Genomic DNA, 15,190 nt, shown 5'->3' on the forward strand with positions numbered 1-15,190 from the left:
GTCTAGCGGGCGGCCGGCCCCGGCCGCCCGTCCGGCCCGGTCACCGTGCTGACCTTGCGGACGACGCCGGCGATCTGCTGGTGGTACTTGCCCTTGGTCCTGTCGTCGGCGAACTTGGCGGCCTTGCCGACGACCTGGTTCACCTTCTCGGGGTTCTTCTTGGCGTAGGCGCGGGCGGCGCCGGCGGCTCCGGCCAGCACGGTGAGCTTGCGCATGAAAGCCACGGTGGTCCTCCCTCATCGGTAACGGTCATCCTGACAACGCGGACGAACCCCCCAGAGGTTCCCCGTGTGACCTCCGCCAAACCTCCGGCCCGCCGGACCACCCGGTCTCCCCGCACCCCGATCTCGCGTGCCCGAGGCCGGAACCACCGTGTCCGAAGCCGTAACTCACGTGATCGAAGCCGGAACCGGCGTGATCGAAGCCGGAACTCGCGTGATCGAAGCCGTGACTCGCGAGTTCCGGCCCCGATCACGCGAGTCACGGGCCCAGTCACGCGGGTGACGGGCTCGGTCACGCGAGTCACGGGCTCGGTCACGCGCGACGGGCCGCGGGCGGGCGGCGTCAGTCTTGCTCGGCCTGCTCCGCCAGCCGCTTGATCGCCGACAAGCGGGACGACCACCGGGTGGCCACCTCGTTCATCCAGTGCGCCGTGGCCGCCAGTCCGGCCGGCCGGACCTGGTAGCGGCGCTCGCGGCCGTCGCGGCGGCCCGTCACCAGGCCGGCCTGATCCAGCACCGCGAGGTGCTTGACCACGGCCTGGCGGGTGACGGGGAGGTCCGCCGCCAGTTCCGTCGCCGTCGCGTCGCCGCGCCCGGACAGCAGCTCCAGCAGGCGGCGCCGGGTCGGGTCGGCCAGGGCCGCGAAGACCTCTTCGGCCGCGATGGGCTCGGTGGGCTCGGTGGGCTCCGTCGTCATACCGCCAGTTTCTCGGACAGCTCCCCGAGCTTGGCGATCACCGCCGTCCAGCCCTGCTCGTGGCTCTCGCGGGTGTCGTCCGGGGACGGCGACGGCGACGGCGCACGGGTGGTGAAGCCGCTTTCGACCACCTTCAGCCGCGTGCCGCCACCCTCCGCCGACAGCGTGAACTCGACCAGGGTCGAGTTGTCCTCGTCGGCGACGACGCCCGGGAACCCGCTGGCCCAGCGGTACGACAGCGAGCGCGGCGGGTCGAGGGCGACGATCTTGGTCGGGAAGGTGCCGTGGTCGCCGTGGTCGAGGCGGATGATCCCGCCCGGCCGCAGGTCCACCGGCGCCGGCGTGCCGTCGCCGAACCACCGGCCGACGTGCTCCGGCTCGGTGAGCACCGCCCACACCCGCTCGACCGGCGCGTCGATCACGATCTCCTGCTCGACCTGGTCCTGGTTCATCTTCATCCCCTTGAGTCGGTTTCTCGTGCAACCACAGAGTTGCACGAGACTGCGTCAGGCGCAACCCGCGAGTTGCGTCTCGGCCGGAAATTCGCGCGCGCATCCCGGCCACGGCCCCCTAGGCTCGCGATCATGCGCGACCTGGCCGCCCTGCCGAAAGCCCACCTGCACGTCCACCTGGAGAGCACGATCCGGCCGGGCACGCTCCGCGAGCTCGGCGCGGCCAACGGCGTCGACGTCCCGGCCGAGCAGCCCGCCTTCGACGGCTTCCGCGCCTTCGCCGACTACAACGCGCTCATCCGGTCGTGCCTGCGACGGCCTGAGGACTTCGAGCGGATCGCCCGCGAGTACTGCGCGGACGAAGCCGCGCAGGGCACGCGCTACGCCGAGATCACGTTCACCACCGCCGCCCACGGGGAACGCCTGGGCGACCCGGAGATGCCGCTCGCGTCCGTCCTCAAAGGACTCCGCGACAGCGGCGCGATCGAGTGGCGGCTGCTGCTGGACCACTCCCGCCGCCGGTCGGTCGACCGCGCCGAGCGCACCCTCGCACTCGCCCTGAAGTACGACGACGTGTTCGCGATCGGCATGGCCGGCGAGGAGAACCACTCGCTCCGGCCGTTCGCGACGCTCTTCGAGAAGGCCCGCGCGGCCGGGATCCACCTGCTGCACCACACCGGCGAGGACGCCGGGCCGGACAGCATCCGCGAAGCCCTCGAAATCGGCCGGACCGAACGCCTCGGCCACGGCATCCGCGTCCTCGACGACCCCGAGCTGACCGCGGAGGTCCGCGACCGCGGGCTCGCCCTCGAGGTCTGCCCGTCGTCGAACGTCACGCTCGGCTTGGTGCCGTCACTGCCCGGGCACCCGCTCCCCCGGCTGCTCGACGCGGGCCTGCGGGTCACCCTGAACACCGACGTCCCGTCGGTCACCGGCGCGCAGCTGGCCGGCGAATACGCCCGCGTCCAACAGGCTTTCGGCTACGACGACGCCGTGATGGCCCACTTCGCCCGGGCGAGCGTGCACGCGTCGTTCGCGCCCGAGACGACGAAATCCGGGATGCTGCGCGACATCGACGCGTGGCTCACACCGGCAGCAGGCGGGTGACCAGCGTCGAAAGCTGGTGCACCGTGCGGCATTCGTGCATCTCGACGACGTCGGCGTACTCCAGCGCCGCCGAGTCGCCGGTCGACCACAGCGATCGCCGCTCGGGGTTCAGCCAGTAGACGTGGCGGGCGCGCGACTTGATCGCGCGGACGGCGTCGAGGTTCGGGTCGCCGCCGTTGGTGCGGGCGTCGCCGAGGATGATCACCGACGTCCGCGGGCCGACCGCGTCGAGCCAGTTCGCCGTGAACTGCGCGAGCGAGCCGCCGTAGTCGCTGTGGCCGTCCCAGCGCACCAGCGCGGCTTCGGCGAGCATGCGCGCGCCGAGCTTCTCCGGGTCGGCGACGCCGGTGGTGACCAGGTGCGTGACCTCGTCCGCGCTGTCGACGAACGCGAACACGCGGATCTTGCTGAACTGGTCGCGCAGCGCCTGCACGAGCAGCATGGTGAAGTTCGCGAACCCCGCCACCGAGCCGGAAAGGTCGCACAGCAGCACGATTTCCGGCCGGCCGGGCCGGCGGTGGCGGTACGCCGGGCGCAGCGGCACGCCACCGGTCGAGAGCGACCGGCGCAGTGTGCGGCGCAGGTCGATCTGCCCGCGCGTGGTGCGCTTGCGGCGGGCCGCGAGGCGGGTCGCCAGCTTGCGGGACAACGGCTGGATCGTGCGCCGCAGCTCGGCGAGCTGGCTGCGGCTGGCGATGAGGAAGTCGACGCGGTCCGCCGCGGGCGCGATCGCGTGCTTGGCGACGCGCTCGCGGCCGCGGACCTCGGCCGCGCGGCGGCGGGCCTCGGTGCGGACCTGGCCGCGGAAGCCCTCGACGCGACGGCGGATCTCGTCGCGGTCGAGCCGGTCGGTGAACTCGCCGCGCGCCCCGCCGCCGCGCATCGCCGCGAGCACGCGCGCGATGAGCGTCTGCGGCTGCAGCCGGTCGAGGGTCTGGTGGGCCGAGAAGCCGCCACCGGGGCCGGACGACGAGCCGTACTGGCCCAGCATGTCGACGGCGAGCCCGGCCAGCTGCGCCAGGGCCTGCTCGTCGCCGGCGGTCAACGCCGCCGCGAGCTGCTCCCGCAGCTCTTCGAGGGTGGTGTCCGACCGGGCCCGTTCGGGCGCGCCGATCCCGGCGGGAAAGTACAGGTCGAACGCGGCGTCGAACACCGCGCGCTGCCCGCCGCGGCGGACCAGGGCCGCGGCCAGGCCTTCGCGGACCAGCTCGCGGTCGTCGAAGCCGAGGACCTCCAGCGCCGCGGCGGCGTCGACCGTCTCGGCCGGACCCGCCGGGATGCCCTGCACCCGCAGCGCCTTGACGAACGACGCGAGCCGCTCCGGCACGCCGCCGGTCACGACGCGTCCAGGACCTGTTCGAGCTGCAGCCCGGCGCCGGCCTTGGTGATGTCGTCCTGGTGCTTGAGCACGACGCCGAGGCTCTCCCGCACCACCTGCTCGCTCAGCGTCGTGGCACCCAGCGCGAGCAGCGTGCGCGCCCAGTCGATGGTCTCGGCGACCGACGGCAGTTTCCGCAGGTCCATCGCGCGCAGCGCGGCGATCACCCGGACGACGGAATCGGCCAGCGCGTCGTCGATGCCGGGCACCTTGAGCCGGACGATCTCGCGCTCCAGGTCCTCGTCCGGGAAGTCGATGTGCAGGAACAGGCAGCGGCGGCGCAGCGCCTCGGACAGCTCGCGCGTCGCGTTGGACGTCAGCACGGCGAACGGCGCGCGCGTGGCGGTGATCGTGCCCAGCTCCGGCACGGTCACCTGGAAGTCGCCGAGCACCTCCAGCAGCAGGCCCTCGACCTCCATGTCGGCCTTGTCGGTCTCGTCGATGAGCAGCACGGTCGGCTCGTCCGAGGAGATCGCCGTGAGCAGCGGGCGGCGCAGCAGGAACTCCTCGCCGAAGATGTCGGTGCGGGCGTCCTCCCACGTCTCGTCGCGGCCGGCGGTGATCCGCAGCAGCTGCTTCGCGTGGTTCCACTCGTACAGCGCGCGGGCCTCGTCGATGCCCTCGTAGCACTGCAGGCGCACCAGCCGCGAGCCGCTGACCTGGGCGACGGCCTTGGCCAGCTCGGTCTTGCCGACGCCGGCGGGGCCTTCGACCAGCAACGGCTTGCCGAGCCGGTCGGCGAGGAACACCGTGGTCGCCACCGCCGTCGACGCCAGGTAGCCGGCCTCGGCCAGTTTCGCCGACACGTCGTCGACGGAGGTGAAGAATCCGGTGCCCACCGATGGCCTCCTAAGCGCTCGCTCACCCCGGACTCTACCGGACTGGCGAGTACGTCCCGGACGGTTAGCATCGGCCGCGTGACCTATGTTGCGGCTTCCGGCCGATACGACTCGATCCCCTACCGGCGCTGCGGGCGGTCCGGGCTGAAGCTGCCCGCGATCTCGCTCGGGCTGTGGCACAACTTCGGCCACGACAAGCCCCTGCAGACCCAGCGCGACATCACCCGCCGCGCCTTCGACCTCGGCATCACGCACTTCGACCTGGCCAACAACTACGGCCCGCCGTTCGGCTCGGCCGAGGAGAACTTCGGGCGGCTGCTGGCCACCGACTTCAAGCCCTACCGCGACGAGCTGGTGATCTCGACCAAGGCCGGCTACGACATGTGGCCCGGGCCGTACGGCGAGTGGGGTTCCCGCAAGTACCTGCTGTCCTCCTTGGACCAGTCGCTGGGCCGCATGGGCCTGGACTACGTCGACATCTTCTACTCGCACCGGTTCGACCCCGAGACGCCGCTGGAGGAGACGGTCGGCGCGCTCGACAGCGCCGTCCGCGCCGGGAAAGCGCTTTACGTCGGGATCTCGTCGTACAGCTCGGAGCGGACGGCCGAAGCGGCGCGGCTGCTGCGGGAGCTCGGCACGCCGCTGCTGATCCACCAGCCGTCGTACTCGATGCTGAACCGCTGGATCGAGGAGGACCACCTGCTCGACACGCTGGCGGACGCGGGCGCGGGCTGCATCGCGTTCTCCCCGCTCGCCCAGGGCCTGCTGACCGACAAGTACCTGACCGGCGTCCCGGCGGACTCCCGGGCCGCGCAGGGCAAGTCGCTCGACCCGGACACCCTCGACGACGACCGGCTGGGCCGCGTCCGCGCGCTCAACGGGATCGCCGGGCGCCGCGGGCAGTCGCTGGCCCAGCTCGCGCTGGCCTGGGCGCTGCGCGACGCCCGCGTGACGTCGGTGCTGATCGGCGCGAGCAGCGTCAAGCAGCTGGAGGACAACGTCGGCGCGCTCGGCAACCTCGACTTCAGCTCCGAGGAGCTGACCGAGATCGACGGCCACGCGACCGACGCGGACATCAACCTCTGGAAGCGGTCGTCGGACGGCTGACGGTCGCCGACCGGTCCGGCAACGGGACGGCGGGGTGCTGAGCGCCTCGCCGTTTTCCCGGCCTGACGTTTGACCAGATTTCGTATTCGGTCATACGATGGCCACATGCCTCCTGCCGAAGACCGCGCCGAACGGGCCGAGCGGATCCTCGACGCCGCCGCCGAGCTGCTGCTGCGCGCCGGCTACCGGCGCACCACGATCGAGGACGTCGCCGAGCGCGCCGGCGTCGGCAAGGGGACCGTCTACCTGCACTGGAAGAACCGCGAGGAGCTGTTCCTCGCCGTCCTGCTGCGGGAGTCCGTCCGCAGCATCGAAGACCTGGTGCGGACGCTCGAAGCCGACCCGCTCGCCGCGCGGCTCGCCACGCTGACCGAGGTCCAGTACACGAACGTGCTGGCCCGCCCGCTGCTGCGCGCCGGGTACGCCGACGACACCGAGACGCTCGGCAAGCTCCTGCCGAAGCTGCACGACAAGCTCGACCCGCGCCACGACGAGGCGTTCGTCGAGTACCTCGAACTGCTGGCGGACAACGACCTGCTCCGCACCGACCGGCCGGCCCGCGAGCTCGCCGTCGCCTACCGCGCGGTGCTGCACGGCTTCCTCGTCGGCGTTCCCCCGGCGGAGCCCGCGCTGATCGCCGACACCGTCGACCACGCCTTCGAACCCGTGGCCGTCTCGACGACGCAGCTGCGGGCGGTCGCGCCGCGGGCCATCGCGCTCTTCACCGAATCCGTCGCGCTCGACCGGAAACGGCTCGAACGCGCGTACTGAACACACTGGGAGAACACACATGCGCACCGGAATCCTGATCGACGAACTCGGCGTCGGCTTCGACGCCATGACCGCGCAAGCACGCGAAGCGGCGAAGCTCGGCTACCGGACCCTGTGGCTGGCGCAACGCGGCGGCTGGGACGCCCTCACCGCGCTGCCCGCGCTCGGCGCCGCCGCGCCCGGGATCGAGCTGGGCACCTGCGTCGTGCCGACCTACCCGCGGCACCCGATCACCATGGCCGCGCAGGCGCTGACCGTGCAGGCCGCCACCGGCGTGCCGGTCCACCTCGGCGTCGGGCTGAGCCACCGGTACATCGTCGAGCACGAGTTCGGCTACTCCTACGACCGCCCGATCCGCCACCTGCGCGAGTACCTCCAGGCGCTGAACCCGGTGCTGCGCGGGGAAAAGGCGGACGTCCACGGCGAGACGCTCACCGCGGCGGGCGGCGTGAACGCCCCCGGCGCCGGGCGGCCCGCGGTGCTGGTGGGCTCGGTGAGCCCGAGGTCGACCCGGCTGGCCGGCGAGCTCGCCGACGGCGTGATCACGACCTGGGCCGGCCCGCGGGCGATCGGCGAGTTCGTGGTGCCGGCGCTGGGCACCGCGTCGCGCGTGGTCTCCGGGCAGCTGATCTGCGTCACGTCCGAAGTGGACGAACGCCGCGCCTGGGTCGAGGAGACCTACGGCGCCGCCGCGAGCGTCCCGGCGTACCGAGCGGTCCTGGACCGCGACGGCTACGCGAAGGCGTCGGACAGCGCGATCATCGGCGACGAGGAAACCGTGCGGCGCCAGGTGAAATCCCTCGAAGACGCGGGTGCGACGGAGCTGCTGGTGATGCCCTTCGGCTCGGCGGCGGACCAGGCCCGCACCCGCGAACTACTGGCGTCGTGACCTCTCCGGCAACACGGCAATGTAAAGCCAGGGAGCGGCCTGAAAGCCGTGAAGGACTCCTTCCCGGCTCTTAGCGCTGGTAAGGAGTCCTTCACGGCTTTCGAGCAGAGTGGCGGGCTCAGCGCGGCGCGGGGAGGTGGGTCGCTTCCGGGAAGAGGTTCAGTGCCCGCAGTGCCGCGCCCAGCTCGGCGATGTCCGCCGGGTCGGTCAGGGAGCGGCCCAGCTCGTCGGTGACGCGGCGCAGGCGGTGGCGGATCGTGTTGGGGTGGCAGAACATCCGCTCCGACGTCAGCTTCGTCGAACCCTGGCAGTCGAACCAGGCGCGCAGCGTCAGCAGCAGCACGTTCCGGTCGTCGCCCGGCAGGTCGAGGATCGGCTGCAGCACGTGGTGGGCCAGCTGCACCGACGCCTCCGGCGAGCTGGCCACCAGCCCGGCCAGCGGCGACTCGGTGAACTGCACCAGCGACGGCGTGCCCGGCGCCAGGCTCGACAGCGCCACCCGCGCGAGGTGCAGCGCGCGGGCGGTGTGGGCGAGGCCGGTGAACACCGGGCTCATCCCGACGCGGCCCACCGGGTGCTCGCGGACCAGCTCCACGATCGCCTTCGACGCGCTCGGGTCGCGCAGGGACACGACGCCGACCTGCAGGTCCGGGCTGAGCCGCCAGGCCGACGCGTGGTGCCGGTCGCGCAGCCGCTGCTCGATCTGCGGCAGCGGTTCGTGGCCCGGCCGCGGGGTCTCCGCGGCGACCACCACGAACGTGCCGTCGAGCGAGAGGTCGAGCACGCGGGCGATGTCCCACAGCGTGCCCTCGGTCGCGGAGCCGCCGGCGAACAGCGCCTCGACCAGCGCCGAGCGCCGGTTCTGGTGCGCCACCAGCACTTCCGCCGTCGTGTCCCGGTAGGACGTCGTGAGCGCTTCGGCGAGGTCGTCGATGAGGGCCCAGATCGCCGTCGTCGCGGCGACGAGCCCGGCCAGGTCCTGCGACGAGCCGCGCGCGGTCAGCTCCACGAACCGGTGCCAGACCTCGGTCAGCCCGATCCGGTAGGCGCGCAGCAGCTCCGGCAGCGGCGCGCCCTGCAGCGCGCGGGCCCGGCCGGTCGCGCGGGCCTGGGACAGGTCCGGTCCGCCGGCGCCGCGTAGCGTCCGCAGCGCGTGGTCGAGGTTGGCGCGCACCGAGTTCCGCAGCTCCGCCTGGGTGACGAAGCGGGCGTCGCGGTACACCGGCATCTCGGCCCGGATCCGGGCGACGGTGCTCTCGATCAGCTCCGGCAGCTTCCGCTCGACCTCGGCGGCCAGCGTCGAGACGGCGGGCGCCAGCTCTCCGGCCTGGTCGTGCATGGTGCCTCCGCGTCCCCGGCCTCCTCGTCGAGGCCCGAGACCGACATCTAACCCGAACGGCCGCACCACGACCGGGTGAACTTCGGCCAAGATCCGCGGATGCGGAGATTCCGTCGCGGAACCCCCGCATCCGCGTGATCACATCTTGGCGGCCGCGCTCTTGATCGCCTCCCGGATCCGGAAGTACGTGCCGCAGCGGCAGACGTTCTCGATCGCGTCGATCTCGGCGTCGGTCGGGTTCTTCGTCTTCTTCAGCAGCGCGACGGCGGCCATGATCTGGCCGGGCTGGCAGTACCCGCACTGCGCGACGTCCTGCTCCAGCCACGCTTCCTGGACCGGGTGCAGGTTCTCGCCGTCGGCCAGCCCCTCGATCGTGGTGACCTCCTTGCCCGCGCAGTCGGAAACGGGCGTGACGCAGGGGTTGAACGCCTCGCCGTCGAGGTGGCTGGTGCACGCCTTGCAGACGTTGATGCCGCAGCCGTACTTCGGCCCGCGGACCTTGAGCTTGTCGCGCAGCGCCCACAGCATCGGCAGGTCGGCCGGCGCGTCCACGGTGACGGTCTTCCCGTTCACCACGAAGGTGTAGTTCGGCATGGTGGGAACTCCTGTCAGCGCGGGAACGGGTCGAAGTCGACCGGGAACGTGAGCGGGAAGCTGCGGGGCTTGATCCCGGTGGCGCGGGCGTAGGCGTTGGCGATCGCGCCGACCGGTGCCGGCAGGCCGAGCTCGCCCGCGCCGCCGATGTCGTCGCCGGTCGCCGGCATGACGTGCACCGTGACGTCCGGCGGCGAGTTCTTCTGCCGCGCGTAGTGGAACTGCGAGTAGCTGCCCTCCAGCGGCAGGCCCTTGTCGATGTGCAGGCCCGCGGTGAGCGTCGTCGAGATCGCGTCGGTCAGGCCGCCGAGCATCTGCGCCTGGATGCCGCGCGGGTTCACCGGCTTGCCGACGTCCACCGCGATGGTCGCCTTGGTGACGCGCGGGTACTTCGGGTCGCGGGCGTCCAGCTCGACGAGACAAGCGGTGAACGACTTGTACTCGCCGTGCACCGCGATGCCCTGCGCGAAGCCCTTCGGCATCTTCTTGCCCCACCCGCCGAGCTCGGCGACCTTGTCGAGCACCGCGCGCTGGCGGTCGACCTTGATGAACTCGCGGCGGAACTGCACCGGGTCCTTGCCGAGCTTCGCGGCGATCTCGTCGACCATGATCTCCTCGGCGCCGCGGGTGTTCGCGGAGTAGACCGAGCGCCACGCCGCGGTGTGGAACTTCAGCGGCACCTCGTTGAGCAGCTGTGTGGTGACGCCGAAGTTGTACGGCGACTTGATCGTCAGCAGGAACACCGTCTGCGCGAAGCTCAGGTTCCCGGCGACGGGCAGCTTCGCCGCGAACGCCGTGAGGATCTCGCCGAGGCCGTGGCTCCAATCGGTTTCGACGCTGGCGACGCGGTGCTCGAACGTGAGCACCTGCCCGAGCGCGAAGGTGGCGCGGATCTTGTGGTGGCTCGCCGCGCGCGCCCGGCCGTGGCGCATGTCGTCGATCCGGCTCCACATGAGCCGGACGGGCTTCTTCATCGCCTGCGAGATGTGTGCGGCTTCGAGGGCGGCGTCGAAGAACAGCCGGCGGCCGAAGGATCCGCCGCCCTGCTGGACGTGCACGGTCACCTTGTTCTCCGGCAGCCCCAGCTCCTGCGCGATGGTCTGCTTCGCCACGATCGGCGACTTCAGGCCGGCCCAGATGGTCGCGCTGCCGTCGCGGACGTCGGCGACCGCGGAGTTCGACTCCATCGGCGCGTGGCTGGCGAACGCGAAGTCGAACTCGCCGTCGACGTACTGCGTCAGCAGCGGCGGCACGACGAACGGCAGCGTGGCGTCGTGCAGCTTCTTCTTGATCGTCTCGTTGTTCTCGCCGTCGACGGTGCCCGGGCCCCAGGTGACGTCGAGGGCGTCCTTGCCGTCGAGGGCCTGGCCGAACGTCTCGGCCATCACCGCGACGCCGGTCTTCACGACGGCGATGTCGATGATCCCCGGCATGGCCCGGACGGCGGCTTCGTTGTCGACCTTCTTGACGGTGCCGTTGATCGTCGGCGGCCGGCGCACCATCACCGGGTTCGCGCCCGGGATGTCGAGGTCGAGGGTGTAGACCTGCTGCCCGGTGACCATCGCGCGGGCGTCCTTGCGCGAGGTCGGCGTGCCGACGAGGGTGTGCGCGGACTCGGGCTTCGGCTGCACCACGCCGATGCTGAGGCCGGCGCGCGACGCGGGCCCGGCGAGCGTGCCGTAACCGGCCTTGCGGCCGTCCGGCGCCCACACCGCACCGTCGCGTGTGGACAGTCGCGACGCGTCGGTCCCCCACTGCGCCGCGGCCGTCGCCATCATCCGCGCTCGCGCGGTCGCCGCGGTGAGGCGCACCGGGTCGTACAGCGAGCGCATCGTGTTGGAGCCACCGGTGAGCTGGTTGAACAGCAGCTCGGTGCGGGCGTCGGAAAGCACGACGTCGACGCGGTCCAGCGGCAGGTCCAGCTCCTCCGCCACGAGCATCGCGTTCGCCGTGCTGATGCCCTGGCCCACCTCGCAGCGCGGCAGCTGCAGCCGCGCGCGGCCGTCCGCGGTCATCTCGAGCACGAGCAACCCGGCGGTCGGCACGCCCGACAGCGTCAGGACGTCGCCGAGGTCGAGGATCTCGGCGGGCTGCGGCAGCGTCGGGATCGAAGCTTCGGCGACGGCCGGCGTGACGGCGTCCGCGGTCAGCTTCGTGGCGATGGTGAGGGTCGGCGCGGCGACCAGGTAGGTCAGGAACCGGCGGCGGCCGACCTGCCCCGGGTTCGCGGGTTCGGTGGTGGGACTGGCCATCGGGAATCCCTTCGGGGGCTCCGGGTGCGCGTCACAGCGGCACGGGACGGAGCAGCGTGGCGGGGAGGCGGGGACCTCGTGACCCGGGTCACGCTAAGCAGGCGTTGTCAGGGCGTCAACGCGGCGTAGTCGTGTCAGGCCATCTCTGTGACGAGATGACAGCGGAAGCCGCCGAATGTGTGCGCCGCCACAGTGCCGGACGGCGCAAGCGAGTGCGCCGGCCGGTCCAGCCGACGTCGGAGCCGACACGGCCGGGCGGTCCCATATAGGGCGTTATACGCGAGTCACTCGATCTGCTTGACGGCCCATTCGGACCACTCGCGGTTCATCGCCGAGAAGCGCTTGCCCCACTCCAGGACCAGGCGGCCGTACTGGGCCTCGTTGTCGTCGCCCCAGTCGATCGACGCTTCCAGCTCCGTGAGGCGTTCTTCGCGCTGACGGCTGTTCTCGCCCATGTACTCGATGAACTCCTTCGCCTTCTCCGGCGACACCGAGCCCAGGAAGTAGACGCGCAGCAGGACCTCGTTGCGCGGGGACCGGTTGGGCTTCACCTCGACCAGCCAGTGCCGCAGCTCGACGCGGCCGTCCTCGGTGATCTCGTACTCCTTGCGCCCGCGCGGGCCCTCGGCGAGGACCCGGATGAGGCCGGCCTTCTCGAGCTTGCCGAGTTCGCCGTACAGCTGGCTCTGCGTCGCCGCCCACACGTTGGACATCGCCTGCTCGAAGCGTTTCAGCAGGTCGTAACCACTGGCCGGCGCCTCGTCCAGCATGCCGAGCACCGCGTGTCGAAGGCTCATGCCCCCATCTTACCTTCCACACTTGACATGTCCAACGATGACCCTCTAGTTTCGACATGTCATAGTTGGAACGTCATGGGGAGACCGGCCATGAACTACCTCAAGAGCTTCATCCCGTGGATCGCCTTCGCGGTCGTCGCGACCCAGTTCGACTGGCGCTGGTCGGCCCTCACCGGGCTCGTGCTGGCCGCCGTCCTGCTCGCCGTGGCCCGCCGTGAAGGCCGCAAGACGGCCACGCTGATCATCGAGCTGAGCGCGCTCGCCTTCTTCGCGCTGCTCACCGTCGTCGCGTTCAGCTTCCCGGCGTCGCCGCTGAAGACCTACACCGGCGCGCTCACCGACGCCTGGCTGGCGCTCACCGCCTGGGGTTCGATCCTCCTGCGCCGCCCGTTCACCCTCGGCATCGCCAAGACGATGACGCCGCCGGAGCTGTGGGACAACCCGGGCTTCAAGCGCGTCAACCTGATCATCACGCTCGTGTGGGCCGTGAGCTTCACCGTCACCGGCCTCGCCGGCATCGCGCTGCTGCACTACGCCCCGCACGCGACGGCCGCGCTGATCGTGCTCAAGGTCCTCGGCTTCGCCGTCCCCGTCGCCTTCACCGTCCGCTACCCGCGCATCGTCCGCGCCCGCGCGCAGAAAGCCGCGTGACCCGATGACCACGACCGACTTCCACCTCACCGGGGCGTACGCGCCCGTCCACGACGAGCTGACCGCGTTCGACCTGCCGGTGACCGGCGCGCTGCCGCCCGAGCTGACCGGCTGGTACCTGCGCAACGGCCCCAACCCGCGCACCGGCAGCAAGCACTGGTTCACCGGCGACGGCATGCTGCACGGCGTCCGCCTCGAGCACGGCCGCGCCGCCTGGTACCGCAACCGCTGGGTGCGCACCGAGAGCTTCGGCGACGACGACGCCGTGCTCTACAACGCCGACGGCTCCCGGAACCTGCGCACCAGCACGGCCAACACGCACGTCGTCACCCACGCCGGCCGGACGCTCGCGCTCGTCGAGTCGTCGCTGCCGTACGAGATCACGACCGAGCTGGACACCGTGGGCGCGTACGACTTCGGCGGCGAACTGGCCGACTCGATGACCGCGCACCCGAAGATCTGCCCCACCACCGGGGAACTGCACTTCTTCGGCTACGGCAGCATCACCGCGCCGCACGTGAGCTACTACCGCGCCGACGCGAGCGGGAAGCTCGTCGTGAAGCAGCCGATCGACGTGCCGGGCCTGACGATGATGCACGACTTCGCGCTCACCGCGGCCCACGCCGTGTTCTACGACCTGCCGGTGGTGTTCGACCCGGCGTCGGTCGGCCAGGGCATGCCCTACCGCTGGGACGCCGGCTACGGCGCGCGCCTCGGTGTGCTGCGCCGCGACGACCCGGCCGGCGGCGTCCGCTGGTTCGACGTCGAGCCGTGCTACGTCTTCCACACGCTCAACGCGCACGACACCGCCGACGGCCGGATCGTGGTGCACGTCGTCCGCTACGACCACCTGTGGTGGGCGGGGCACGACCCGGCGCGCGGCGTGCTGTGGCGCTGGACGCTCGACCCGGCGACCGGCCGCGTCACCGAGGAACGGCTCGACGAGCGGCCCGCCGAGTTCCCCCGCATCGACGACCGGTTCGCCGGCTCCGACGTCCGGTTCGGGCACGTCACGCAGGGCGGCCGCGACGGCGAGCAGAGCTTCCTGCGCCGCCACGACCTGCACACCGGCGGCGTCGAGCAGCACGTCTTCGCGCCCGGGCGCACCCCCGGCGAGGCCGTGTTCGTCCCCGCCGCGGGCGGCGACGGCTGGCTGCTCACCTACGTCCACGACGCCGCCGAAGACCGCAGCGACCTCGTGGTCTTCGACGCCGGGGACGTCGCCGCCGCGCCGGTCGCCGTCGTCCACCTGCCGCAGCGGGTGCCCGCGGGGTTCCACGGGAACTGGCTGCCGGACGCGTGAGGACTCAGGCGAACTTGGTCTTGGGCCGCTCCTGCAGGACGTCGTCGACGTAGACGTCGACCTTCTCGTCGAGGAAGGCGACCAGCCCGGCGACGCGGGTGCTCTCCGGCAACGGCGTCGGGTAGCTCCAGGCGAGGTCCTCGTGCCCGGTCACCGAGAAGTACTCCGTCGCCCCCTTGTACGGGCAGTGCGTCACCGTCTGGGTCTTCTCGAGCAGATCCATCCGGACGTCCACGCGCGGCAGGTAGTACCGGGTGGGCAGGTCGGTCTCGAACAGCAGGTGCGCGCGGACGGTGTCCGCGACGGTCACGCCGCCGACCTCGATCCGGACGTGCCGCGAGCTGGGCAGGATGTCGACGCGGACCCCGGGATCGCGGGGGTGGGTGAAGATCTGCTCGTCCTCTTCGAACCAGTCGAACGCGGCGAAGTCGAACCGCACGTGGCCGCGCAGCTCCTCGATGGGCGAATCCGGGTACTCCAGCGCGCCGTCCACCGCCTCGGACCCGGCAACCTTTATCGTCGACAGAACACCTTCTCCCCGGCTGGGCGAGTGCGACGTCCGCCCGGAGGGGGTGAGGAGGCCGCTCTCCACGTCCGCGCGTGGGAAGTAGTACGTGGGGTAGTACGGGACTTCCCACACCAGGAGGGGGTGCACCGTGTCCGCGACGTTCCGCCCGCCGAGGAACACCCGTACCCGCTTCGCGCCTTGTGCCACGCGGACCCGCCCGCGTACCGGAGTGCTCATGGTCGGCTCAACGGACGGCCTTCCGGCGGAATTCCCGTCCCCGGCGGC

General features: G+C 71.5%; 16 protein-coding genes. 6 read left to right on the forward strand and 10 right to left on the reverse strand.

The window, feature by feature from the left end; translation table 11 throughout:
- Window positions 1–2 precede the first annotated feature (2 nt).
- The 3 genes from MUY22_RS46265 to MUY22_RS46275 form a co-directional block, all read right to left on the reverse strand.
- A complete protein-coding gene (locus MUY22_RS46265; protein ID WP_371827551.1) occupies window positions 3–215 on the reverse strand; it encodes an antitoxin in 213 nt (70 codons plus the stop codon).
- A 349-nt stretch (window positions 216–564) separates the two neighbouring features.
- Window positions 565–918, reverse strand: coding sequence for a helix-turn-helix transcriptional regulator (locus MUY22_RS46270; RefSeq protein WP_247054458.1), 354 nt, complete (start codon window positions 916–918; stop codon window positions 565–567).
- Window positions 915–1,370, reverse strand: coding sequence for an SRPBCC family protein (locus MUY22_RS46275; RefSeq protein WP_247054460.1), 456 nt, complete (start codon window positions 1,368–1,370; stop codon window positions 915–917). The genes MUY22_RS46270 and MUY22_RS46275 overlap by 4 nt, the downstream gene beginning before the upstream one ends.
- A gap of 132 nt (window positions 1,371–1,502) precedes the next feature.
- Between MUY22_RS46275 and add the strand changes: the two genes are divergently transcribed.
- On the forward strand, window positions 1,503–2,477 hold the full coding sequence (add, locus tag MUY22_RS46280; protein WP_247054462.1) for an adenosine deaminase: 975 nt from the start codon (window positions 1,503–1,505) through the stop codon (window positions 2,475–2,477).
- On the opposite strand, the gene MUY22_RS46285 is transcribed toward add, so the two are convergent.
- Both MUY22_RS46285 and MUY22_RS46290 read right to left on the reverse strand, forming a co-directional pair.
- Window positions 2,455–3,816 (reverse strand): VWA domain-containing protein, encoded by a 1,362-nt coding sequence (locus tag MUY22_RS46285; RefSeq protein WP_247054464.1) that lies wholly within the window; start codon window positions 3,814–3,816, stop codon window positions 2,455–2,457. The two genes, add and MUY22_RS46285, sit on opposite strands and share 23 nt — an antisense overlap.
- Window positions 3,813–4,694 carry a MoxR family ATPase gene (locus tag MUY22_RS46290; RefSeq protein WP_247054467.1) on the reverse strand — a complete coding sequence of 294 codons (882 nt, stop codon included), beginning with the start codon at window positions 4,692–4,694 and terminating at the stop codon, window positions 3,813–3,815. Before MUY22_RS46290 ends, MUY22_RS46285 begins: the two co-directional genes overlap by 4 nt.
- Before the next feature lie 78 nt (window positions 4,695–4,772).
- On the opposite strand from MUY22_RS46290, the gene mgrA reads away from it, so the two are divergent.
- The 3 genes from mgrA to MUY22_RS46305 all read left to right on the forward strand — a co-directional run bounded on the left by mgrA (window position 4,773) and on the right by MUY22_RS46305 (window position 7,461).
- Complete coding sequence (mgrA, locus tag MUY22_RS46295; protein WP_247054469.1) at window positions 4,773–5,801, forward strand: L-glyceraldehyde 3-phosphate reductase; 1,029 nt, start codon at window positions 4,773–4,775, stop codon at window positions 5,799–5,801.
- Between the two features lie 105 nt (window positions 5,802–5,906).
- The gene (locus MUY22_RS46300) at window positions 5,907–6,572 is read left to right on the forward strand and encodes a TetR/AcrR family transcriptional regulator (RefSeq protein ID WP_247054471.1); all 666 of its coding nucleotides are present in this window, start codon (window positions 5,907–5,909) and stop codon (window positions 6,570–6,572) included.
- Between the two features lie 19 nt (window positions 6,573–6,591).
- Window positions 6,592–7,461 (forward strand): TIGR03564 family F420-dependent LLM class oxidoreductase, encoded by an 870-nt coding sequence (locus MUY22_RS46305; protein ID WP_247054473.1) that lies wholly within the window; start codon window positions 6,592–6,594, stop codon window positions 7,459–7,461.
- A 118-nt stretch (window positions 7,462–7,579) separates the two neighbouring features.
- Here the strand turns inward: MUY22_RS46305 and MUY22_RS46310 are convergent, their stop codons facing one another.
- From MUY22_RS46310 to MUY22_RS46325, 4 genes are all read right to left on the reverse strand, one after another.
- The gene (locus tag MUY22_RS46310; RefSeq protein ID WP_247054475.1) at window positions 7,580–8,800 is read right to left on the reverse strand and encodes a CdaR family transcriptional regulator; all 1,221 of its coding nucleotides are present in this window, start codon (window positions 8,798–8,800) and stop codon (window positions 7,580–7,582) included.
- A 138-nt stretch (window positions 8,801–8,938) separates the two neighbouring features.
- Complete coding sequence (locus tag MUY22_RS46315) at window positions 8,939–9,394, reverse strand: (2Fe-2S)-binding protein (protein ID WP_247054477.1); 456 nt, start codon at window positions 9,392–9,394, stop codon at window positions 8,939–8,941.
- A gap of 14 nt (window positions 9,395–9,408) precedes the next feature.
- Window positions 9,409–11,646 (reverse strand): xanthine dehydrogenase family protein molybdopterin-binding subunit, encoded by a 2,238-nt coding sequence (locus tag MUY22_RS46320; RefSeq protein ID WP_247054479.1) that lies wholly within the window; start codon window positions 11,644–11,646, stop codon window positions 9,409–9,411.
- A gap of 284 nt (window positions 11,647–11,930) precedes the next feature.
- The gene (locus MUY22_RS46325) at window positions 11,931–12,443 is read right to left on the reverse strand and encodes a PadR family transcriptional regulator (RefSeq protein WP_247054481.1); all 513 of its coding nucleotides are present in this window, start codon (window positions 12,441–12,443) and stop codon (window positions 11,931–11,933) included.
- 90 nt (window positions 12,444–12,533) lie between these two features.
- Between MUY22_RS46325 and MUY22_RS46330 the strand changes: the two genes are divergently transcribed.
- The gene (locus tag MUY22_RS46330; protein WP_247054483.1) at window positions 12,534–13,094 is read left to right on the forward strand and encodes a hypothetical protein; all 561 of its coding nucleotides are present in this window, start codon (window positions 12,534–12,536) and stop codon (window positions 13,092–13,094) included.
- A gap of 4 nt (window positions 13,095–13,098) precedes the next feature.
- A complete protein-coding gene (locus MUY22_RS46335; RefSeq protein WP_247054485.1) occupies window positions 13,099–14,397 on the forward strand; it encodes a carotenoid oxygenase family protein in 1,299 nt (432 codons plus the stop codon).
- Between the two features lie 4 nt (window positions 14,398–14,401).
- Here MUY22_RS46335 and MUY22_RS46340 read toward each other — a convergent pair whose 3' ends face one another.
- The gene (locus MUY22_RS46340) at window positions 14,402–15,142 is read right to left on the reverse strand and encodes a DUF427 domain-containing protein (protein WP_247054487.1); all 741 of its coding nucleotides are present in this window, start codon (window positions 15,140–15,142) and stop codon (window positions 14,402–14,404) included.
- Between the last annotated feature and the right edge of the window lie 48 nt (window positions 15,143–15,190).

This window comes from Amycolatopsis sp. WQ 127309 (assembly GCF_023023025.1).
Taxonomy (GTDB): domain Bacteria; phylum Actinomycetota; class Actinomycetes; order Mycobacteriales; family Pseudonocardiaceae; genus Amycolatopsis.